Raw genomic sequence first — 19,794 nt, forward strand, 5'->3', positions numbered from 1 at the left:
CGGAGCGACTGCTTGGCTCTGGACTTATAATAATGAACGCCCTAACACGGCATTAGGTGGCATTACACCGAGGCAAAAATTACATCAACATAAATTAAATAATTCTACTGCCAACTGCTGTTAAAAATGGGAGGATTACCATACCAGATCGCAGAGAAAGCGGCTCATTCGTCACATCAGACGGTACTACGCTATTCAGGATAAAAAACCATCTTATCAATGCCAAAAAACCTATTTTTGTACGTAGTATTGGGTAGTGCATAATAAGTTATAGTTATGCATAATAACTAAAAGTAGTTAACGATGCTATTCGCCGTGATGAGCGCGATAAAATCTTTTGTTAGCGCCTTAAATAATAAATTACATACCTAACTCTTTTAAGTGAGCATTGATGAATACTTACCTTGTCAGCATTGAAGCTGAAGAAAAACCAAATAGCATGAGTCTCGCTGTGGCTGCCGTTGAGCGCCGTCGAGTTGTTGCACTACGTTATGTTGAAGATATTCTGGGTGATGAGTATCATCGAATCACCTGTGGTGTAGATCAGTTTTCAGAAGACGTGTTAGATGCACTGTGTTTTCACACCAAAACTAAGCAAGTTTGCTATGAGCTGGCCCAAGATGCCGACAATGCGGATGTATCTTTTGGGGTGTTGGCGGATGGTAAATTTGTGGAGCTATAGTTACAGGCTGCCGGTTATTAGCCCAAAGGGTTGATCGCTTATCGCAAAGACCTTGTAGACAAATGATCAACCCTTTGGCATCTTAATATATATGAGTTTATTTAGGCTGTCCGGTTTTTTGTACTCGGTAAGCATGCCGTAGCCAAGCCTAGCAATGGCAGCAATGAGGTTACTCCATAAACCCAAATGACGCCGTGCTGATCGGCTAAGATACCTAGTGCGGCTGCACCAATACCGCCGATACCAAACATTAACCCAAACATCAACCCAGAAATAAGGCCGACACGTCCCGGCGCTGCTTCTTGGGCGTAGACTACCATGGCAGCAAAAGCCGATGACATAATAAAGCCAACCATCGAAGCGAGGATACCGGTCCCAATCAGGTTGGCATAAGGCAGGGCGAGAGCAAAGGGTGCAGCGCCTAAAAATGAGATCCAGATAACTTTATTACGACCAATGCGATCACCTATCGGACCACCGGCAAAGGTGCCAAGAGCGACAGACGCTAAGAAAATAAATAAGAAAATCTGACTTTGCTGAATGCTTAAGCCAAAGCGCTCCATGAGGTAAAAGGTAAAGTAATTGGTAAATGAACCGATATAAACAAATTTAGCAAACATAAGGGTACAAATAACCACAATGGCTTGAATTAATTTGCCTCTACTGAGTCCTTTTTGCGCATGTCGAGCTAATCCTTGCAAACGGTTTTGCCTATTTCGTTGATACCAGCGACTGAGATAGAGCAATACAGCGATTGCTGCCAGCGCAACGATCATTAAACCGGCAATCGCTGATTGTCCATGAGGAATAATCAATGCTGCGGCAATTAATGGGCCGACGGCAGAGCCGGTATTACCTCCTACTTGGAAGGCTGATTGCGCTGTTCCGAAGCGACCGCCTGATGCGAGGCGAGCTACTCTGGAAGCTTCCGGGTGGAAGGTTGCCGAGCCTATGCCAATGACGGCTGCCGCTAGTAGGATAGCTTGGAAATTAGTTGCTGTCGCCAATATACCTATACCAATCAAGGTGCAGGTCATTCCGATGGGGAGTAAAAAGGGTTTTGGATGCTTATCCGTATAAAACCCAATGCACGGCTGCAGCACCGAAGCCGTCAATTGATAAATCAGTGCAATAAGACCAATCTGCGCGAAGCTGAGATCAAACTGCGCTTTTAGCATTGGAAAGACGGCGGGTAGAATTGCTTGAATCAAGTCATTGAGCAGGTGTGCTAGGGCTGTCGCTCCCACAATACGAGTGAGGAACTGGGTGGCATCAGATGCTGAGTGGGTGTTGGTGTGGATTGCGGTGTTTGGGTTAGTCATTGGGTTACTGCAAATGAGCAAGCAGCAATTTTCATCGCTGCTTGTGGTTGCTTCTTAGATTGTTATTAATTGCTCAAAGGCTTCGAATTTAAAGCTTTGAATTTGAAGCTTAGTGCTGTTCGGACTCAACGATCATATCTAATATGTAGGCATAAGATGAGCTGTCGGCCGGTGTATTTTTATTCTCATAACGTTTTATGCGAAGTACATTGCGTACCCCTTGTGTATGCTCGTAACCTTCAATGTTGTCATAAAAGTGCTGCCACTCACCATGCCCTTGTTTGAGGCCCTCTTCACTGTACTCAATACGACGTACCTGGAGACATTGATAATCACCGATGAGAGGGTGGTTGCATGCTTTGGTTTCAGGAGATACTTCTAAAAAAATGGTTTCACCGGTACTGCCATACTTGGTTTCTGCGGTTGCCGTACCTTTTAAAATCCATTGAGAGCCATCTTCAAAACCGAGTGTCAGGGTGGGCTTGTTAGACGTATCCTGAATCTGCCAAGTGGATGCCTTTGTCAGGTGTTGACCGATGTTGCGCTCATAACGCATGAGTGCGTCATCAGCACACATCATCATCGTGCTGACGACCCGAGCTATCTCGATATTCGATCCCTCAACGCGGTAGTCCGCTCCCATGGTATTACACAGGCCGCTAATACCTAAGCTGTTTTTGCTAAAACTTAGGGTAGCCGTTCTGGTGCTATCTGCACTGAGCCATTGTGCATCACTATGACCATTTGCATTGATTGCCTGATCGATGCTCCAATGATAGGCCGTGAGTGTTGTGGGTTTGTTCATGGTGTCATCGATATTTTTTGCGCATGCCATAAGGCTGGCAGCGAGTAGAATGGCAGTAGGGAGTTTGTTTAGCTGTTTGATACGCATCAAGTGATTACCTCGCTATAGGGTTAGTTGCTGAAGCGTGCTGTTAGTCAAAACACACAGTCATATTGGCTTATTCATTCTACTGCAATTAGTTGTGTAGGTGCTACCCTATGTCATGTCAAATACCGGTGCCTTACTATAAACGCCCAGCATCTAATGATGCAGGGCGTGAACAGTGATGTTTGAAATGATGAGTTACTCAAAGCTTTCATGGGCATCAGGTACAGAGATGCGCCAGTAGCTTGAAGCACGAATATGATCTTTGTTGATGCCGGCTTCATCTACTAGGTAGCTACGTAATGTCTTGATGTCGTTGTATTCACCGGCAGCCCATACAAAGCCCTCGCCTTCGGGGAGGTTAAGACGGCGAGCAGTTGCTTCAAGTGCGTTTTGACCGTCTTTTGCATCTTCTTCCTCTGTTACCCAGTAAATTTCCGCAGGGCAGTTGTTTTTAAGCTCAATTTTTAGGTTTTGATTGCGTAGCTTAATAATGGCAATGGCACGAGTCGTTGTCGGTAGCTCTTCCAAACGACGGCTAAGTGCGGGTAAGGCAGTTTCATCGGCAATTAATAGATGCCAGTCAAAATCAGTGGGTATGACAAAGGAGCCGCGAGGTCCGCCAATGCCGACGTAATGACCTACCTCTGCGTTGGTAGCCCAATTGGTGGCAGGTCCTTCGTGGTCCAGTACAAAGTCGATATCCAGCTCATTAGTCACGGGATCGTAGTGACGAGGTGTGTAGTCACGCATTACGGGCTTGGGGCGACTGTCATCAAACTGCATGCCATGTTCACCGACGACAGGCATATTCGGTTTCTCACCCTGCACCGCGGGCAAGATAAGTTTGATGTGGTCATCAAAGGATGCGGATAAAAACTCAGGTAAATCAGGGCCGGTTAGGGTGATACGGCGCATGGACGGACTGAGTTCGCTAATACGCTTGACGGTTAATAAACGCATTTTAATGGGGTGGCGAACGCGTTCTACAAGTTTCGCTTTGTTGTTCATAGTGGTAGTACTCATTTTCATCATGTTGTGTGGGGTGATAAGAGGTCAATAGAAAGATTGACTCTACTCGATTAGCTTTTGTTTAGAATCTCTTCTGCCGTACGCTGCAGTATCTTGGCGACGCGCTGCTGCTCTTCAATACAGCTGTCATCGATTGAAAATAGGGCAGAGCGCAATGCGTCACGAGACGCGATATAGTCAGGCGTCCAGCCGGTGACCTCTGTGGCAAGTACCGGATTGCTGTTAGCGTATTTGACCCAAAGCATTTTCTTAGCGACATGCCTAAGGATAATAAATAGCTCATCAGCATCGGTGGCATGTTGTTGTAGATGCATCTTACCGCTTGTGGTGAGGTGGTACTTTTTACGTCTACCCTTAGTCTCTACTTCTGCAAAACCTAGGCTCTCTAATGTGGCAAGCGCAGGATACAGTACGCCGGGACTGGGGCGATAGTAATCTGCAGAGATATGCTTAAGGCGCTTAATCAGCTCATATCCATGAGCTGGAGCCTCTGCTAATAGCTGTAAGAGCATGAGCTGCAGTTCGTCAGCGGTGAACTTACGCCCGTTGGTTAATTCGGTATGTCGCCGGTGTGTCGTCATAAGAGGTTCAGGTAATATAATCTATTATAAATAAAAATCATTCTTATTACTATCTTATAATTATATCTTACGATATAGCAAAAATCAATCTCGATAAAAACACTCAACTATTTTTTAGCGTCGTAAAGTTAAACATACTTTGACTAGGGTCGCATTGCTTTCAGTTACTATTATGTAGAGGACGGATTGTTAATCCAAACCATGATGTCGTTCATGTACTCATCGTACGTGGGTGTATGAGCGGTTTTTCACTAGCTAAACTAAGGAGTTAACTATAAAAATCAGTGCACGTAATGTTTTAAACGGCAAGATTGACGAAGTCACTAAAGGTGCAACCACCGCGCATGTTAAGTTAGATATTGGTGGTACGACTATTACATCCTCTATCACTAACCAAGCGATAGAGGATCGACAGTTTGAGCTAGGAAAAGAAGCCTATGCAGTGGTCAAGGCGTCTAATGTTTTAGTGGGGATAGATGAGTAAGCATCACTCATCTGTTAGCGCGTGTTTATGAGTTTACGCTAACTTATGAGGAGATACGGGCATGTGATATTGAGCGTCTTTGGCAATGCCTAAAACGCCTTCTATTAAGCTCGGATCGTCCTCGCTCAGCGTATCGATGGGTAACCACTGTGCTTCTGCCGCATCGCTTGTTGCTTTAGCCGTACCCTCCAGATAGGTGCAAAGCACCGGAATGAGCACGTAGTGATGGCTGATTTGATGCATTTGATCGCGGATAACCACATCAAAAGCAGTGAGAATGTGTTCAGCTTCGGCGGTGATACCTGTTTCTTCTTTGAGCTCACGTAGGGCCGCCTCTTCTATGGTTTCACCTATCTCAATTTTGCCGCCTGGAAAACCCCAGCGGCCTTTGTTTGGTTCCTGACCACGACAGACCAGTAATACCTTATTGTGCCTAATTACCACGGCAATGGCGGCAGGTATGGGGTAGCGTTGCGTTGTCATCAGCGTAAAAGAAGGACCGGCTTTGTCGAACGGGTGAGTAGCTTCGTTGTGCTACTGCCAATAAAGAATTGACGAATTCTTGAATGACCGTAGGCACCGACCACTAACAGGCTGATTTGATTGCTGTTAGCGTAGTCAATCAGTGTCTTTTCAACATCGCCCTGTAAAATGTGAGTGTTAGGTGTAAAGCCGGCTTGTTGCAGCTGTGTCTCTGCCCACGAGATTTGTGCTTGTATTTCTTGGGTAGCGTCACCTACATAGACTAGATGCGCGCTAAGCCCTTTAAGTAGTGGGCTAGCGGTAATACGATCCACGCAGACTTTAGCCGTCGGGCTACCGTCAAATGCAATTAAAAATGAGCTGGGTTCTTCAAAGGGGCTGTAGGTTATTAATACCGGCTTATGCACTGCACGGACCACATTTTCAATTTGTGTGCCAATTTTATCGACAAGTCGTTCTGTCTGATTGCCGTATTTGCCCATAATCAGAACACGAAAGTCCTCTTCCAAGGCCACAATGGTGTCCAGCAGACTACCATGACGCTGAAAAACTTGTGGCTCGATCGTGTAGTTTTCTTTGAGGTATTTCTTAGCCTCTTGGAGCAGGATGTCGCCGTGTTGCAGTTCGATCTTAGCCTTGGCTTCTTCTAGACGAATAATTTCTTCTAACAGAACCTCTCGACCACCTAGACCCAGCGAACCACTGAGGTTTTGTGCTGAGTGGCTAGTAGACTTTTCAATGATGTGCAGAAGCTCAAGCGATATCTTCAGCTTTTGACTAAACCATGCAGCATAATCACATACAGCACTCGTGCTCATGGAGCCATCAATGCAGGCAATAACTTTTGACATGTCAAATACTCCCTAGCGATTGTTTGATTTGTCGTAAATACCAAACTTTTCAACCATCGTTTGGCTTGCATTATTCATACCAATCACGCTGACCTCAGTCCCTTCGCGTCGGAACTTGAGCACCACTTTATCGACAGCGGCAACGGCGGAAATATCCCAGAAATGCGCTTGACTGACATCAACGACTACCTTTGATAGTACTTCTTTAAAGTCAAAAGAGTCGATAAATTTATCTGCCGAACTAAAGAAAATCTGACCTTTTATTTGGTAGATGCGGGTTCTTGACGTCTCATCATAGGTGGATTTAATGGTCAGATAGCGTTCCATTTTACTAACAAAAAACAATGCTGATAGCAATACGCCAACGAGTACACCTAGGGCTAGGTTGCCGCTAGCCAGTACGGTCGCAACGGTGCTCAGCATAACGATATTGCTGGAGAAAGGGTAGGAACGAATATTTTTAATTGAGTCCCAATTCACAGTACTAATGGAGACCATAATCATCACAGCCACTAGTGCAGCCATGGGAATGATTTTGAGCCAATCGCTAATAAAAACGACAAGAATAATTAAAAATGAGCCGGCTACGAAGGTAGAAAGACGCGTTCGACCGCCCGATTTAATATTGATAACGGATTGACCAATCATCGCACAGCCTGCCATGCCTCCAAAGAAGCCGGTGACAATATTGGCAACCCCTTGACCTTTACACTCTCGATGCTTATTACTACTTGTGTCCGTCAGATCATCAAGAATCTGTGCGGTTAAAAGTGATTCTAATAAACCCACTGCAGCTAAGGCAATGGAGTAGGGGAAGATGATTTTGAGAGTCTCAAGATTCCATGGAATGTCCGGAATTAAAAAGATAGGTAAGGTGCCGGGCAAGTCACCCATATCACCGACCGTAGGAATATCCCACGCAAGGGACAAGCTAGCAACTGTCAGGATGATGACGGTGACAAGAGCAGAGGGTACGGCCGTACCAATGACGGGGATATGTGGGAACAAATAAACAATAAATAACCCCACTGCCACCATGGCATATACATGCCAAGTGACGTTAATTAGGTGAGGCATTTGTGCCATAAAAACAATAAGGGCTAAGGCATTAACAAAGCCATTGATAACGGATTTAGAGACAAATCGTAGTAAATTAGCAAGTTTTAAATAACCAATAATAATTTGAATGATGCCCGTGAGGATGGTGGCAGCAAGCAAATACTGTAAGCCATGATCTCTGATTAGCGTCACAAACACCACGGCCATGGCGCCGGTTGCGGCAGAGATCATGGCCGGACGACCACCAAAAAACGAAATGGTGACAGCCATGCAAAAAGAAGCGTAGAGCCCTACCTTAGGGTCAACGCCAGCCAAAATAGAGAAGGCGATCGATTCGGGTACTAAGGCAATAGCCACCACTAAACCTGATAAAACATCAGCACGAATATTTGAGAACCATTGCTCTCGGAGAGTTGATATCATGAATTAATCTATGCGGTTTGAAGAGTCTATCTCATTGACAGGTTGATAGTTTTTTACTAAATGCAATTGAGCTGACAGTATAAAGGATGTCAGTTAATTAATCATGAGATTGCCATGAAAATGCTCTGAAAGCCTTTGTTTTCAGAGCTCAAGAGGGATGGGCTAGCGTTAATACTGCTAGTGAAAACACTCCTTTAATAAGCCGCACGGATCACGTATCATTAGCTTTGATTTGTTTATAGTGATTTTGAGGTGAGTATATGAGCGATTTGCGCTTATCTGTTAATTTGGTGCTTAATGATGAGTTGCAGAGAGCGACGGAGTATTATCATCAAACGAGCGGCGTGACAAGCACAATGGTGCAAACAGCCAAAGAGCGTTTAGAGCGATATGCTCCTTTATTAGCTTATTTATTTCCTGAATTAGAAAAAACACATGGCATCATCGAGTCACCTCTGATGCCGATAAAAGCGTTTAGTGATTATGGAGAGGCCGGTGGCTATTGGCTCAAGGGCGATCATGCCTTAGCTGTTGCCGGCTCTGTTAAAGCCCGTGGCGGTATTCATGAAGTCTTGGAGTTTGTCGATCGACTGAGTGAAGAGTATTGTTTAATGCCCAATAACTCCGTGATTGACTTACTATCAGAGCGATCACTAGAGGTTTTGAACAAATATAAGGTCACGGTAGGATCAACCGGCAATCTCGGCATGAGCGTAGGAATTATCAGTGCTGCCTTAGGCATGCAGGCGGTGATACACATGTCGACCGAGGCCAAGGAGTGGAAAAAGCAGCGCCTGAGAGATCGCGGCGCAATGGTGATTGAGCATGATGGTGATTATGCTTTAGCTGTCGAAGAGGGTCGTGAAGAGGCCTTAGCTGATGCGTTTAGTCATTTTGTTGATGATGAGCAGTCTATTTCTTTATTCTGTGGCTATGCGGTGGCCGGTAGTCGTTTAAAAGCTCAAATTGATGAGCTCGGTATCCAGGTTGATGCAGAGCACCCCTTGTTCGTATACATACCGTGCGGTGTGGGCGGAGCACCAGGCGGTATTACTTACGGACTAAAGGGTGAGTTTGGCGACTATGTGCATGTGTTTTTTGTAGAACCCGAGGATTCATCCTGTTTTGCTGTGCAAATGACGCACCTTGAGCAACCTAATATCAGCATTTATGATGTTGGTCAGAAAAATGATACCGAGGCCGATGGTTTGGCAGTGCCGGTTGCATCGCAATTGGCCGTCAAGGAAATGCGTCCGCGTTTATCGGGCGTGGTGGTGATTGGTGAAGACAATCTCATGCGAGATTTGTATTTGCTGAAAGAGCAAAGTGATATTCAGATAGAGCCATCTGCCGCGGCTGCCTTAAGTGGGCCACGGGCTATTTTTAATACGCCTGAAGGTGCTGCTTATATCGAAAAGCACGGTCTGGCAGAGCATATGCCGCGGGCGAATCATATTGTTTGGGCGACCGGAGGCAGTTTCATGCCTGAAGACGAGTATAAAGCTTTTTGGAAGCGTGGCAAAGCGATGGTCAAAGCATAGATAAGTTCAGGGCTTAGTCTCTGCGGCTAAGCCCAAATGACATCACTCAGTGCTATTTTTCATAAAGCAGGTTCGTTGTCCTAAAGAGTGCCAGCGCTTGTTGCAAATGAGAAGCTAGCGCTGCATCAACCCTGTCATCAGCTAGCGGCTGATTGTCCTTGTCTAATAGGCGAATTCTGCCTTCGTCGTAAGCCTTTTTTAATTGTTCCTGTAGTTGCTCGTGGCTATGCTCACCATCTAGGAAAGTAATAATTTCTTTTTGGATGATATTTAATTGAATGGTTCGGTGGCGATAATCACTGAGATGGCCCGTCTCTTTGTAAAAATTACGCAGAACGTCCGGCACAAAAGGCTGATTTCCGATCGTTTGTAGAGGCGTGGTTGTGGGTAATTGATCCCAGATTTCAGCGGCACCACTTAAGGCGAGTCGATTGAGTAGGTTAATGACGTGCAGCTCAAGGTGGGGAGCATCAAGTTTTTCAGCAACTACAGCCAGTACAGCGTCTTTGGTAAAGACTTGTGTATCGAATTCGCTGATACTTTTTAAAATCGCGTAATCAATGTCGTTATGCGTAGTGACCACTTGCTGGCCATTAAAGATAAAACGGCGCGTCGGCTCTGCGGTAATATTACCGACATGGGCGGTTGTCTGTGTCTCTGCAGATTCTGCCGGATTGGTTACGGCGTTTTGTTCCTCAGTACATGAGTTGATTGTATAGGATAAGTCAGCAAAAATCTGTGTATCAATTCGACGTTTAATTGACCCTGCGGCGGACTCGTGGACAATGAGAGATTTTCGGAATTGACGGAAAAATAAAAAATCTAAATACTGCTCGAGCATGACTTGGTTATTGCGACTGGCGGCAATGAGCTCGTTAAGTTTGTCCTGTGACATATTTTGAATGAAACTGAGGTGCGGTTCAGCGTCAGCCAGATACGTCAGTTTATTTGCTGCCAGCTTTTCTGCAAAATCCAGAAAGTAACAAGGCTGATTAACCGGCTCTAAAAACTCATGCACCAGATAATTATCTGCTTTGTTTTTAAGACCTTCCCATGGTGCGTCAATCATTTGGCGAATGCCACTCGTTTCGTGACTCATCGTGCGAATAAATTCGACAATGGCACGTCCTTGTGCCATGCGGTCTTGCGGTTTGCTTTGTTGCATATCGCGAGTATGATAAAGCATCATGTCACGAATAATTTCTAGACGCTTCCAGCCCGGGTAGACATTGTAGCTGACATAGGCAACACCATTAGGCGTGAGGTGATTTTGTATGGTGGTGATAATGGCGTCTTGGACTTCTGTCGGCACCCAACTATAGACACCATGGCAGATAATATAGTCAAATAGACCAATATCTTTGTCAATATCGGTGATGCTTTGGCAGATAAGTTCTACACGATCTTCTAACTTTAGAGACTTAATCAGTTGTTGACCTTGCTCTACCTGGACAGAGGAGTAATCAATGCCAATGACTTCCACATTTGGATAGTGCATCGCTAAGGGGATGATATTACCGCCTGATGCCGAACCCAACTCAAGCACACGAAACTGTTTGTTGACAGGTGGGGTCAGTCCAAATAGGCGTGCTACCGCTGACAGTCGTGCCGGATGTGAGTAGGCAAATGAGTAGGAAGAGTAGGGTAATTCATCGTAATGTTCAGGTGTAGGCAGGGTTTTAACAGACTGCATGTAGTGCTCCTCAGGTTAGTAGTTGTTATATTTGTTCCAATTATACAAATTTTAACTAAGTTGGATTAGCGTAAATTAATTTTATTTTTTGTGAGCAGTTAGTGAGTATCAAAACAGTTTTTGTCGGTGCAGGTGGCGGTTACGATCAGGTAGAAATTGGTGTGAGTGAGGCACGCGAGCCGGGCGTTGGTGAAATTAAAGTCCGACTCTATGCCAGTTCGCTTAATTATCATGATTTAATGGTTGTCACCGGAGGGATGCCTCCTCTGGAGCGTCGTATCCCAATGTCTGATGGTGCAGGTGAGGTGATCGCAGTGGGCGAGGGGGTGAGTGAATTCGCCGTCGGCGATCATGTCGTGAGTACTTTTTTCCCGGACTGGCTTGATGGTGAAGCTCAATTTGTCGGCTTCTCCCGGGTCCCAGGTGATGGGATCGACGGCTATGGACGAGAGCAAGTGACCGCACCTGCGACAGCTTTTACTTTAGCTCCTAAGGGCTATAGCCATGCTGAAGCGGCGACTTTAACAACGGCAGGGCTCACGGCTTGGCGTGCGTTGATTGAAGATGGGCAGCTAAAAGCAGGTGAAACGGTACTGTTGCAAGGCACAGGCGGTATGTCGATTTTTGCTTTGCAAATTGCTAAAGCAGCCGGTGCTCGTGTCATTGTCACCTCTTCTTCTGATGACAAGTTGCAAAGGCTTTCTGAGATGGGTGCAGATGAGGTGATCAACTACCGCAAGGACCCGGACTGGGGGGCGACTGCGCGCCGTATGGCGAGTGGCAGAGGAGTTGACCATGTGCTTGATGTGGGTGGTCCGGATACACTGGAGCAATCAATGGTGGCGTCGAAAGTAGGTGGTCATATCGCAATTATTGGTGTGCTAAGCGGAATTAATAGTCAGTTGCCGATTGTTCACGCCTTAGCGTATCAGTTACGATTGCAGGCGTTGATTGTGGGCAGTCGTCGCCAACAGCAAGACTTTGTACGAGCGATTGAGCTGAATGGTATACGCCCGGTGATTGACAGGCATTTTGCGTTGGATGATATTGTCACTGCCTTTGAATATCAGGCGAGTGGACAGCATTTCGGTAAAATTGTATTGGATATTTAATGAGCAAAAGAGGGAGCTTTTTATGAAAAGTCCCCTTTGTTTTTGTAGTGCCCGATGTGCCGCTTGTCTAACAGGCATAGCGCTGTACTTATGGAGCCCCTTGAAAAATTTACCTTAGTCCTCATCATTCATTCCAACTGTTAAATGATGATTCTAGATATAAGGAATTAATAAATGGTAGATCAGGCTAAGGATAGTCAACAACAAGAAAAAGTAGCAACTGCGCGCACCATGGGCTTTCAAACTGAGGTGAAGCAGCTTTTGCATTTGATGATTCACTCTTTGTATTCAAATAAAGAAATCTTTTTAAGAGAGCTGGTTTCTAATGCCTCAGATGCGTGTGATAAGCTGCGCTTTGAAGCAATTGCTAATCCGGAGCTATTAGCAGAAGACAGTGATTTACGTATTCGCGTAAGTTATGAACCGGATGCCAAAACCATCACGATTAGTGATAATGGGATCGGTATGAGCGAGGATGAGGTGATTAACAACCTCGGTACGATTGCACGTTCCGGCACGAAAGAGTTCTTTTCCAAACTTAGCGGTGATCAGCAAAAAGACAATCAATTAATCGGTCAGTTTGGTGTTGGCTTTTACTCTTCTTTTATCGTGGCTGATGAGGTGGTGGTACGCACACGCCGTGCCGGTTTAGCAGCTAACGAGGCGGTTGAATGGCAATCAAAAGGCGAAGGTGAATTTAGTATCAAAGCCATCGAGAAGTCAGCACGAGGTACAGATATTATTCTTTTCTTAAGAGAAGATGCTGAGGAATTCTTAAATACTTGGAAACTGCGCAATATCATGCAGCGCTATTCAGATCATATTTCTATTCCGGTACAAATGGAAAAAGAGGATTATGATCACGAAAAAGGTGAAGCAATTAAAAACGGTGAGTGGGAAACCATCAACCAAGCCAGTGCCCTTTGGACCCGTAATCGTAATGACATTACGGAAGAGCAATATGCTGAGTTTTATAAGCACATCAGTCACGATTTTGAGGACCCTCTCGCCTGGAGTCATCGTCGAGTGGAGGGGCGCAACGAATACACCCAACTCTTATATATCCCGAAGCAGGTCAATTTTGACTTATGGAATCGTGATGCAATACATGGCTTAAAGCTTTATGTGAAGCGTGTTTTTATTATGGATGACGCTGAACAACTGCTGCCAATGTACTTACGCTTTGTCCGTGGGGTGATTGACTCCTCAGACTTACCGCTTAACGTATCGCGCGAGATCCTTCAGGAAAGTCGTGATGTTAAAGCCATCCGCGATGGTGCTACCCGAAGCGTATTGAGTATGTTGGAAGACTTGGCTGAGAACCGCCCTGAAGATTATAAGATCTTCTGGGCTCAGTTTGGTCAGGTCCTCAAAGAGGGTATTGGCGAAGATCAAGGCAATCAAGAGCGTATTAGCAAACTCTTACGATTTGCTTCAACACATGATGATAGTGAGGTGCAATCTGTCAGTCTGGCGGACTATATTGGACGCATGAAGGATGGCCAAAAAGCCATTTACTACGTGACGGCTGATAGTTATGCAGCGGCGAAGAGTAGTCCACATTTGGAATTCTTCCGCAAAAAAGGCATTGAGGTTTTATTGCTGTCTGAGCGTGTAGATGATTGGATGATGTCTTTCTGGAATGAGTTTGACGATAAGAAGCTCGTTTCAGTGGCAAAAGGTGCTCTGGAGTTAGAGGACTTAGCTGACGAAGATGAGAAAAAACGTCAGGAAGAGGTCAGCGAGGAATTTAAACCGCTTATTGAAAGACTGCAAACGTCACTTGGTGATAAGGTGAAGGAAGTTAAAGTGTCATGGCGCTTAGTTGACTCACCTGCGTGTGTCGTTGTTGGGCAAAATGAACTAAGCCCTCATCTGGTGAGCATGCTCAAAGCTGCTGGTCAAGAAGTGCCTGAGTCTAAACATACCTTAGAAATTAATCCTGACCATGCTTTGATTAAACGCATTGAAGCAAGTAGTGATGATGAGCTAAACGATTGGGCTTCGGTGCTTTTAGATCAGGCGTTACTTTCAGAGGGTGTACAGATCTCTGATCCAGCTGCTTTTGTTAAACGAATGAATACGCTGTTCCTCAAGTAGTCCCAGATCTTCTATTCTAAAATCAACGCAAAAATCCCGAGCTTATTGGTAAGTTCGGGATTTTTATTATGTACAAGTAATAAGCAAAAAATATTATTCAGGCAAGAAGCCTTCTACTGATAAATAACGTTCGCCTGTATCGTAAGCGAAGCCTAACACTCGAGCGCCTGCGGGGAGCTCCGGCAGTTTTTGTGCAATCGCCGCTAAGGTGGCACCTGACGAGATGCCGATTAATAAGCCTTCTTCACGTGCAGCACGGCGGGCATATTCTTTGGCGGCTTCAGCGTCGACCTGAATGGTACCATCAAGCAGATCGGTATCCAGGTTTTTAGGAACAAAACCGGCGCCAATTCCCTGGATGGCGTGTGGGCCCGGTTGGCCTCCCGAGATAACAGGTGAGTCGACAGGTTCTATTGCAAAAACCTTGAGGTTTGGAAATTTAGCTTTTAAGACCTTGGCAACACCGGTGAGATGACCTCCTGTACCGACGCCAGTGATTAGGTAGTCTAAACCGTCTGGGAAGTCTCTAAGCACTTCCTCGGCAGTCGTTGTTTCATGAGCGGTGACATTAACCGGGTTATCAAATTGTTGTGGGATCCAGGCGTCAGGGGTTTGTTCGGCTAACTCCTGAGCGCGTTCGATTGCACCTTTCATGCCTTTTTCTCGGGGGGTCAGATCAAAGCTGGCGCCGTAAGCGAGCATGAGGCGTCTACGTTCGATAGACATACTTTCCGGCATGACCAAAATAAGTTTATAGCCCTTTACGGCCGCAACCAGTGCGAGGCCGACGCCGGTATTACCACTGGTAGGTTCAATAATCGTGCCACCGGGTTTGAGTTTGCCGGTTTTTTCAGCTTCTTCGACCATGGCCAAGGCGATACGATCTTTGATTGAACCGCCGGGGTTGCTACGCTCGGATTTAATCCAAACCTGAGAATCAGTGCCGAATAGGCGATTGAAGCGAATGGTGGGTGTATTGCCAATGGTTTGTAATACGTTATCGAATGTCATAATCTCTTGTACCTATGTGCTTAATGGTTCTATTGACTAAATTCCTGACGTTTGCGAAAGTCAGATACTTACAAGTAGTTATTCGAGTAGTTTAAGCTGCTAATAGGTAAAGCGGTATGAATATCCCTCCAGTTCCTGAGAAAAAACGGAAAGATCGGCTTTTACTTTTACATTTTAAAATGCTCACCCAGATATACTTTACGGACATCCGGATTTTGAATAACTTCATTGGGTGTGCCGCTAGTTAAAACCTTGCCTTCACTAATAATATAGGCACGATCACAAATACCGAGGGTTTCGCGGACATTATGGTCGGTGATTAACACACCAATCTGACGCTCTTTTAAGAAACGAATAATACGCTGAATTTCAATGACAGCAATCGGGTCGACACCTGCAAACGGTTCATCTAAAAGAATAAATCGTGGTTGTGTGGCAAGCGCACGAGCAATCTCCACACGACGGCGTTCACCGCCCGACAAAGACATGGCGGCATTTGTGCGAATATGTTGAATTTGTAATTCGTCTAACAGCTCTTCAAGCTTTTCTTCTATCTGCTGACGATTAAAACGCTTATCGCTTTGTTTGTCGTATTGTAGTTCCAGTACGGCGCGGATGTTTTGCTCAACATTTAATCGTCTAAACACTGAGGCGTCTTGTGGCAGGTAGGAGAGTCCTAATTTTGCACGTTGGTGAATGGGGTAAGCAGTAATCTCTTTACCATCAATTTCTATTCGACCAAAATCCGCCGGTACCAAACCGACGATCATGTAGAAACTGGTGGTTTTGCCTGCTCCATTGGGACCTAGTAGGCCGATGACTTCGCCACTTCGTACTGATAAGGAGACCTCATGTACAACCGTGCGTTTACCATAGGTTTTGCGTAACCCCTTAGCTTGAAGTAGGCCGGAAGGGCGTGTTTTTTCGGTGTGTTGGCTGTGATTGCTTGATGTTTCAGGCATACGATTTAAATCTCAGGGGTTCTAATGCTGGATGGCATGGGTTGGCCATTATACTTACGCTGACACTCCTCAAATGCTTTATCGGCCTTGCTGCGAGGTTGGACTAAAGAGCGCACACGTCCCGGTTCGGAGCTTTGAGGGCCGCCAACGGCCTTATAAGTTTTGTTTTTGCTATCATAGACTACCTGCTCACCGCGTACATTATCAACCGGTTGGCCACAAACATAACGAGTGACAACTGCTTGGCCTATCATTTTAACGATTTCAGTTTTGCCGTTGTACTCAGCCTTTAAGCCGACGGCGCGAACCAATTCGTAGTTTTCCAGATCCTCTTCAATCAGCTCAACTAACTCAGCACTGTCCATGGTGGCTGTGCCGTGTCTAAACCCCTCATTGTCCTCAACAATATCTAGGTTGTCAGCGACCAAGCGGAATAAGCCACGAGTGAGAATCACATTGCCGCGAAATTGAGTAATTTTAGTGATGTCATCGTAATTTAGCGTATCAGAAAACACGAGAGTCTCAGGCTCTTGCTCTGCTTCTGTTTGAGCGTGGGCAAAGGAACCGACAATGATGGTTAAACAAAGCGCTAAAGCGGTAATAGTTTTCATGTTGTATCTTTAGTCCGACGTGTTGTTTGAGCTGGGCATATCTTTGGGCGCAATACGTACACCGCTATTAGCATACACATCCAGCTTTCTAGTGTTGTTATTGTATTTCATTCCGTCGCCAATTAAGCGAGAATCCCCTTGAATTACGACAGCTGGTTGGTCGGTTTCGAGAATATCCTCTTCCGGGTGAACGATCAGCTTTTCACTGGTGATGTCCAGCGCGCTATTTTGAGGTGTCTCGAAGCGATGAGCATGTGCATTGCCGACCATATGGACCAGTGTAATGTCATTATAGGCGTAGGCGATGTCGGAGGAAGCGATGACTCGCGGTGAATCAGGGCGTTGGCTGATTAGTTCCGGTTGATCAATTTGATAGGAGCCATCATGCGGGTAGTGCCTTAGCTGTGTACCGTCTAGGCGTGTGACCGGTACACCTTTTTCGTCACTTTGCAGCATAATAAAAGGGCCTGACCATGTGTCGGGCTCCTCAGATACGGCAATTTCCTGTTCCACAGGGAAGGCGCGTTCTGCATAGTCAGCCGCCCACCAAGTAATTCCTACGAGGGCGAGTAGCATCATGAGTGCTATCAAAGCAGGCAGGCGGTCTTTCATTGTGGGTCCTCGTTAGTGCGGTCAATCGCTGTTGATGTTCAGTTGTTTAGTTAGTTTATTGAATCACTTCCCCTTGAATTGGACTGTCGTGGGATAATAGCGGGCCCAGCAAGCCCTGACTTGCCAAAATCATATCACAATGCTCGCGAGCGCCGCCTTGACCGCCGGCTAGCTGACTCACCCAATGCGCTGCTTGTTGTATATAAATAGGAGCATTGGGCACAGATAGGGCTAAACCTACCCGTTGCATCACCGCAAGATCGATAAGATCATCACCAATAAAAGCAACTTGATTGAGCTCGATATTCAGTTCTTGACACAGCTCTGTGAGTGCCTGTCTTTTATTGCGTACGTTTTGCAGCAAGTGAGGGATGCCCAGTTCAGCTGCGCGTCTATTGGTAATTTCACTTTGGCGACCTGTCATCATCGCTACTTGAATGCCGCTTTGGATTAACATTTTCATGCCATGACCATCGAGGGCGTGAAAGCACTTCTGGCTTTCGCCGTTAGCGGAGTAATAAAGACTGCCATCAGTCAGAACACCATCGACATCAAAAACTACGAGTTCAATATCGCGTGCTCTTTCTTTGACAAAATCCGGGATTTTAGAAAGTATTAATGATTCGACTGGGTGCAAAATACGTGTGTTAATCATAGTCATATCTTTTTTGTGACACAAAATTAAATGACTTTGGCAGTCATTAAGTCGTGCATGTGTAATGCGCCAATCAAGTGCTTAGCGTCATCAACGACAACGATTTGGCTTAGCTTGTTCTGCTCCATAAGGGTGGCCGCATCGACTGCCATGGCGCGAAAATGAATGGTTTTAGGGTGTAAGCTCATGACATCTTTAATTTTGAGGTGACGTATATCACCTTGTTGGGTAATTAAACGACGTAAGTCGCCGTCAGTAAAAATGCCAATGGGCTCGTTTTGGTCGTTGCTAATGATGGTCATGCCTAGTTTTTTGGCACTCATAACCTCTAAGACCTCGGGTAATAGGAGCTCCGGAGAAACGACGGGCAGGGCATCGCCACTGCGCATCACATCTTGGACATGGGTCAGTAGGCGTCGACCAAGCGCACCGCCGGGGTGAGAGAGGGCAAAGTCACTGGCGGCAAACTCTCTGGCTTCGAGACAGGCGATTGCCAAGGCATCACCCAAGGCTAAAGCGACTGTCGTGCTCGTTGTTGGGGCGAGGTTTAATGGGCAGGCTTCACGTTGGATAGAGCCGTCTAAAAAAACATCACAGAGCTTGGCTAAATCAGACGTGCTGCTGCCTGATATGGCAATGATTTTAGTGCCGAGTCTTTTAACAACGGGTAATATGGTTGAAAATTCAAGACTTTGCCCTGAATAGGAAATGGCTAATACGAGGTCATTACCGGTCACCATGCCGAGATCGCCATGCAAAGCTTCTGCTGAATGCACAAAAAAAGCAGGTGTCCCGGTTGATGCCAGCGTGGCTGCAATCTTGCGACCGATATGTCCTGACTTACCAAGACCCATCACTACGATACGGCCGGGGCAATTAAGAATCAGTTGTGCAGCATCGACGAAATCATCAGCCAAACGATGGCCGAGTTGATTTAAGGCATCGGCTTCAGCAAAAATAGTCCGCTGGCCGCTCGCCAAGATAGCTGTCGAATTAAAGCTTTTATTGTTGTCCATAAACAAAATTATACGTTAGGAAAGAGACTAATGCAGTCCTTTAATTGTTTAATCGTTATAATGAAAAGCTGTGTTTTCATTGTTAAAGGTTTCGCAAGAAATGACCATCACAGACCCCCGAAAGCGTGTTCTCAACACGATTCGTAATATCCCCGACTGGCCTGAGCCAGGTGTTACTTTTAGAGATATTACACCGGTCCTTCAGGATCCCGTCTGTTTCCGCTCGCTCATTGATATTTTTGTCTACCGCTACATGCGTACACGTGTTGACCTGGTGGCTGGTGTTGATGCGCGCGGTTTTATCGTTGGTAGTGTGCTGGCCTATGAGTTAAATCTTGGTTTTGTACCGGTCCGCAAAAAAGGTAAATTACCTTTTGACACCTTAATCGAGGATTATGAGTTGGAGTATGGCATGTCCTCGGTTGAAATTCATACCGATGCGCTACGTCCCGGCCAACGTGTGCTGTTGGTAGACGATTTAATTGCTACCGGCGGTACAATGCTTGCTGCCAGTCGCTTGTTGCAGCGCTTAGGCGCTAATGTGGTTGAAGCCGTCGCCATTGTAGATTTACCTGATTTAGGCGGCTCTAAAGCCCTGGAAAAAGAGGGCTTAAATGTGTTTAGCGTCTGTCAGTTTTGAGTGTCAGGCAGACGGTAAATAGTCTGCCCTAGCTT

At 45.8% G+C, this 19,794-nt stretch carries 20 protein-coding genes; 6 read left to right on the plus strand and 14 right to left on the minus strand.

What is annotated here, in order from left to right:
• Positions 1 to 391: 391 nt before the first annotated feature.
• Positions 392 to 682: a hypothetical protein gene (locus B092_RS0102360; protein ID WP_018573639.1), complete on the plus strand. Its 291-nt coding sequence runs from the start codon at positions 392 to 394 to the stop codon at positions 680 to 682.
• 101 nt (positions 683 to 783) lie between these two features.
• Here B092_RS0102360 and B092_RS0102365 read toward each other — a convergent pair whose 3' ends face one another.
• From B092_RS0102365 to B092_RS0102380, 4 genes are all read right to left on the minus strand, one after another.
• The gene (locus B092_RS0102365; RefSeq protein WP_018573640.1) at positions 784 to 2,004 is read right to left on the minus strand and encodes an MFS transporter; all 1,221 of its coding nucleotides are present in this window, start codon (positions 2,002 to 2,004) and stop codon (positions 784 to 786) included.
• Positions 2,005 to 2,113: 109 nt separating this feature from the next.
• Entirely contained in the window at positions 2,114 to 2,896 is a 783-nt protein-coding gene (locus B092_RS0102370) for an META and DUF4377 domain-containing protein (RefSeq protein WP_018573641.1), read from the minus strand.
• Positions 2,897 to 3,091: 195 nt separating this feature from the next.
• Positions 3,092 to 3,904: a siderophore-interacting protein gene (locus tag B092_RS0102375; protein WP_018573642.1), complete on the minus strand. Its 813-nt coding sequence runs from the start codon at positions 3,902 to 3,904 to the stop codon at positions 3,092 to 3,094.
• A gap of 71 nt (positions 3,905 to 3,975) precedes the next feature.
• Positions 3,976 to 4,506: a PadR family transcriptional regulator gene (locus tag B092_RS0102380; protein ID WP_018573643.1), complete on the minus strand. Its 531-nt coding sequence runs from the start codon at positions 4,504 to 4,506 to the stop codon at positions 3,976 to 3,978.
• A 280-nt stretch (positions 4,507 to 4,786) separates the two neighbouring features.
• Between B092_RS0102380 and B092_RS14880 the strand changes: the two genes are divergently transcribed.
• Complete coding sequence (locus B092_RS14880) at positions 4,787 to 4,990, plus strand: TOBE domain-containing protein (protein WP_255313362.1); 204 nt, start codon at positions 4,787 to 4,789, stop codon at positions 4,988 to 4,990.
• A 33-nt stretch (positions 4,991 to 5,023) separates the two neighbouring features.
• Here the strand turns inward: B092_RS14880 and B092_RS0102385 are convergent, their stop codons facing one another.
• Genes B092_RS0102385 through B092_RS0102395 form a run of 3 tightly spaced genes read right to left on the minus strand, consistent with a single transcriptional unit; the run spans position 5,024 to position 7,806 of the window.
• A complete protein-coding gene (locus tag B092_RS0102385; RefSeq protein ID WP_018573644.1) occupies positions 5,024 to 5,473 on the minus strand; it encodes an NUDIX hydrolase in 450 nt (149 codons plus the stop codon).
• The gene (locus B092_RS0102390; protein WP_018573645.1) at positions 5,473 to 6,324 is read right to left on the minus strand and encodes a universal stress protein; all 852 of its coding nucleotides are present in this window, start codon (positions 6,322 to 6,324) and stop codon (positions 5,473 to 5,475) included. The genes B092_RS0102385 and B092_RS0102390 overlap by 1 nt, the downstream gene beginning before the upstream one ends.
• A gap of 12 nt (positions 6,325 to 6,336) precedes the next feature.
• On the minus strand, positions 6,337 to 7,806 hold the full coding sequence (locus B092_RS0102395) for a SulP family inorganic anion transporter (RefSeq protein ID WP_018573646.1): 1,470 nt from the start codon (positions 7,804 to 7,806) through the stop codon (positions 6,337 to 6,339).
• A gap of 260 nt (positions 7,807 to 8,066) precedes the next feature.
• On the opposite strand from B092_RS0102395, the gene B092_RS0102400 reads away from it, so the two are divergent.
• Positions 8,067 to 9,347: a D-serine ammonia-lyase gene (locus B092_RS0102400; protein ID WP_018573647.1), complete on the plus strand. Its 1,281-nt coding sequence runs from the start codon at positions 8,067 to 8,069 to the stop codon at positions 9,345 to 9,347.
• A 52-nt stretch (positions 9,348 to 9,399) separates the two neighbouring features.
• Here B092_RS0102400 and B092_RS14630 read toward each other — a convergent pair whose 3' ends face one another.
• Positions 9,400 to 11,040 (minus strand): methyltransferase regulatory domain-containing protein, encoded by a 1,641-nt coding sequence (locus tag B092_RS14630; RefSeq protein WP_018573648.1) that lies wholly within the window; start codon positions 11,038 to 11,040, stop codon positions 9,400 to 9,402.
• 107 nt (positions 11,041 to 11,147) lie between these two features.
• Here B092_RS14630 and B092_RS0102410 point away from each other — a divergent pair, with 107 nt between their 5' ends.
• Both B092_RS0102410 and htpG read left to right on the plus strand, forming a co-directional pair.
• Positions 11,148 to 12,152 carry a zinc-dependent alcohol dehydrogenase family protein gene (locus tag B092_RS0102410; protein ID WP_197933441.1) on the plus strand — a complete coding sequence of 335 codons (1,005 nt, stop codon included), beginning with the start codon at positions 11,148 to 11,150 and terminating at the stop codon, positions 12,150 to 12,152.
• Between the two features lie 174 nt (positions 12,153 to 12,326).
• Complete coding sequence (gene htpG / locus B092_RS0102415; RefSeq protein WP_018573650.1) at positions 12,327 to 14,252, plus strand: molecular chaperone HtpG; 1,926 nt, start codon at positions 12,327 to 12,329, stop codon at positions 14,250 to 14,252.
• 93 nt (positions 14,253 to 14,345) lie between these two features.
• Here the strand turns inward: htpG and cysK are convergent, their stop codons facing one another.
• The 6 genes from cysK to B092_RS0102445 form a co-directional block, all read right to left on the minus strand.
• A complete protein-coding gene (gene cysK / locus B092_RS0102420) occupies positions 14,346 to 15,263 on the minus strand; it encodes a cysteine synthase A (protein WP_018573651.1) in 918 nt (305 codons plus the stop codon).
• Positions 15,264 to 15,430: 167 nt separating this feature from the next.
• The gene (gene lptB, locus B092_RS0102425; protein ID WP_018573652.1) at positions 15,431 to 16,225 is read right to left on the minus strand and encodes an LPS export ABC transporter ATP-binding protein; all 795 of its coding nucleotides are present in this window, start codon (positions 16,223 to 16,225) and stop codon (positions 15,431 to 15,433) included.
• Between the two features lie 5 nt (positions 16,226 to 16,230).
• Positions 16,231 to 16,836, minus strand: coding sequence for a lipopolysaccharide transport periplasmic protein LptA (lptA, locus tag B092_RS0102430; RefSeq protein ID WP_018573653.1), 606 nt, complete (start codon positions 16,834 to 16,836; stop codon positions 16,231 to 16,233).
• A gap of 9 nt (positions 16,837 to 16,845) precedes the next feature.
• A complete protein-coding gene (gene lptC, locus B092_RS0102435; protein ID WP_018573654.1) occupies positions 16,846 to 17,448 on the minus strand; it encodes an LPS export ABC transporter periplasmic protein LptC in 603 nt (200 codons plus the stop codon).
• Between the two features lie 55 nt (positions 17,449 to 17,503).
• A complete protein-coding gene (locus tag B092_RS0102440) occupies positions 17,504 to 18,103 on the minus strand; it encodes a KdsC family phosphatase (protein WP_018573655.1) in 600 nt (199 codons plus the stop codon).
• A 26-nt stretch (positions 18,104 to 18,129) separates the two neighbouring features.
• Positions 18,130 to 19,119 carry a KpsF/GutQ family sugar-phosphate isomerase gene (locus B092_RS0102445; RefSeq protein WP_018573656.1) on the minus strand — a complete coding sequence of 330 codons (990 nt, stop codon included), beginning with the start codon at positions 19,117 to 19,119 and terminating at the stop codon, positions 18,130 to 18,132.
• A gap of 100 nt (positions 19,120 to 19,219) precedes the next feature.
• Here B092_RS0102445 and B092_RS0102450 point away from each other — a divergent pair, with 100 nt between their 5' ends.
• A complete protein-coding gene (locus tag B092_RS0102450) occupies positions 19,220 to 19,759 on the plus strand; it encodes an adenine phosphoribosyltransferase (protein WP_018573657.1) in 540 nt (179 codons plus the stop codon).
• Positions 19,760 to 19,794: the final 35 nt, after the last annotated feature.

It is taken from the genome of Oligella ureolytica DSM 18253 (assembly GCF_000373745.1).
Lineage (GTDB): Bacteria > Pseudomonadota > Gammaproteobacteria > Burkholderiales > Burkholderiaceae_B > Oligella > Oligella ureolytica.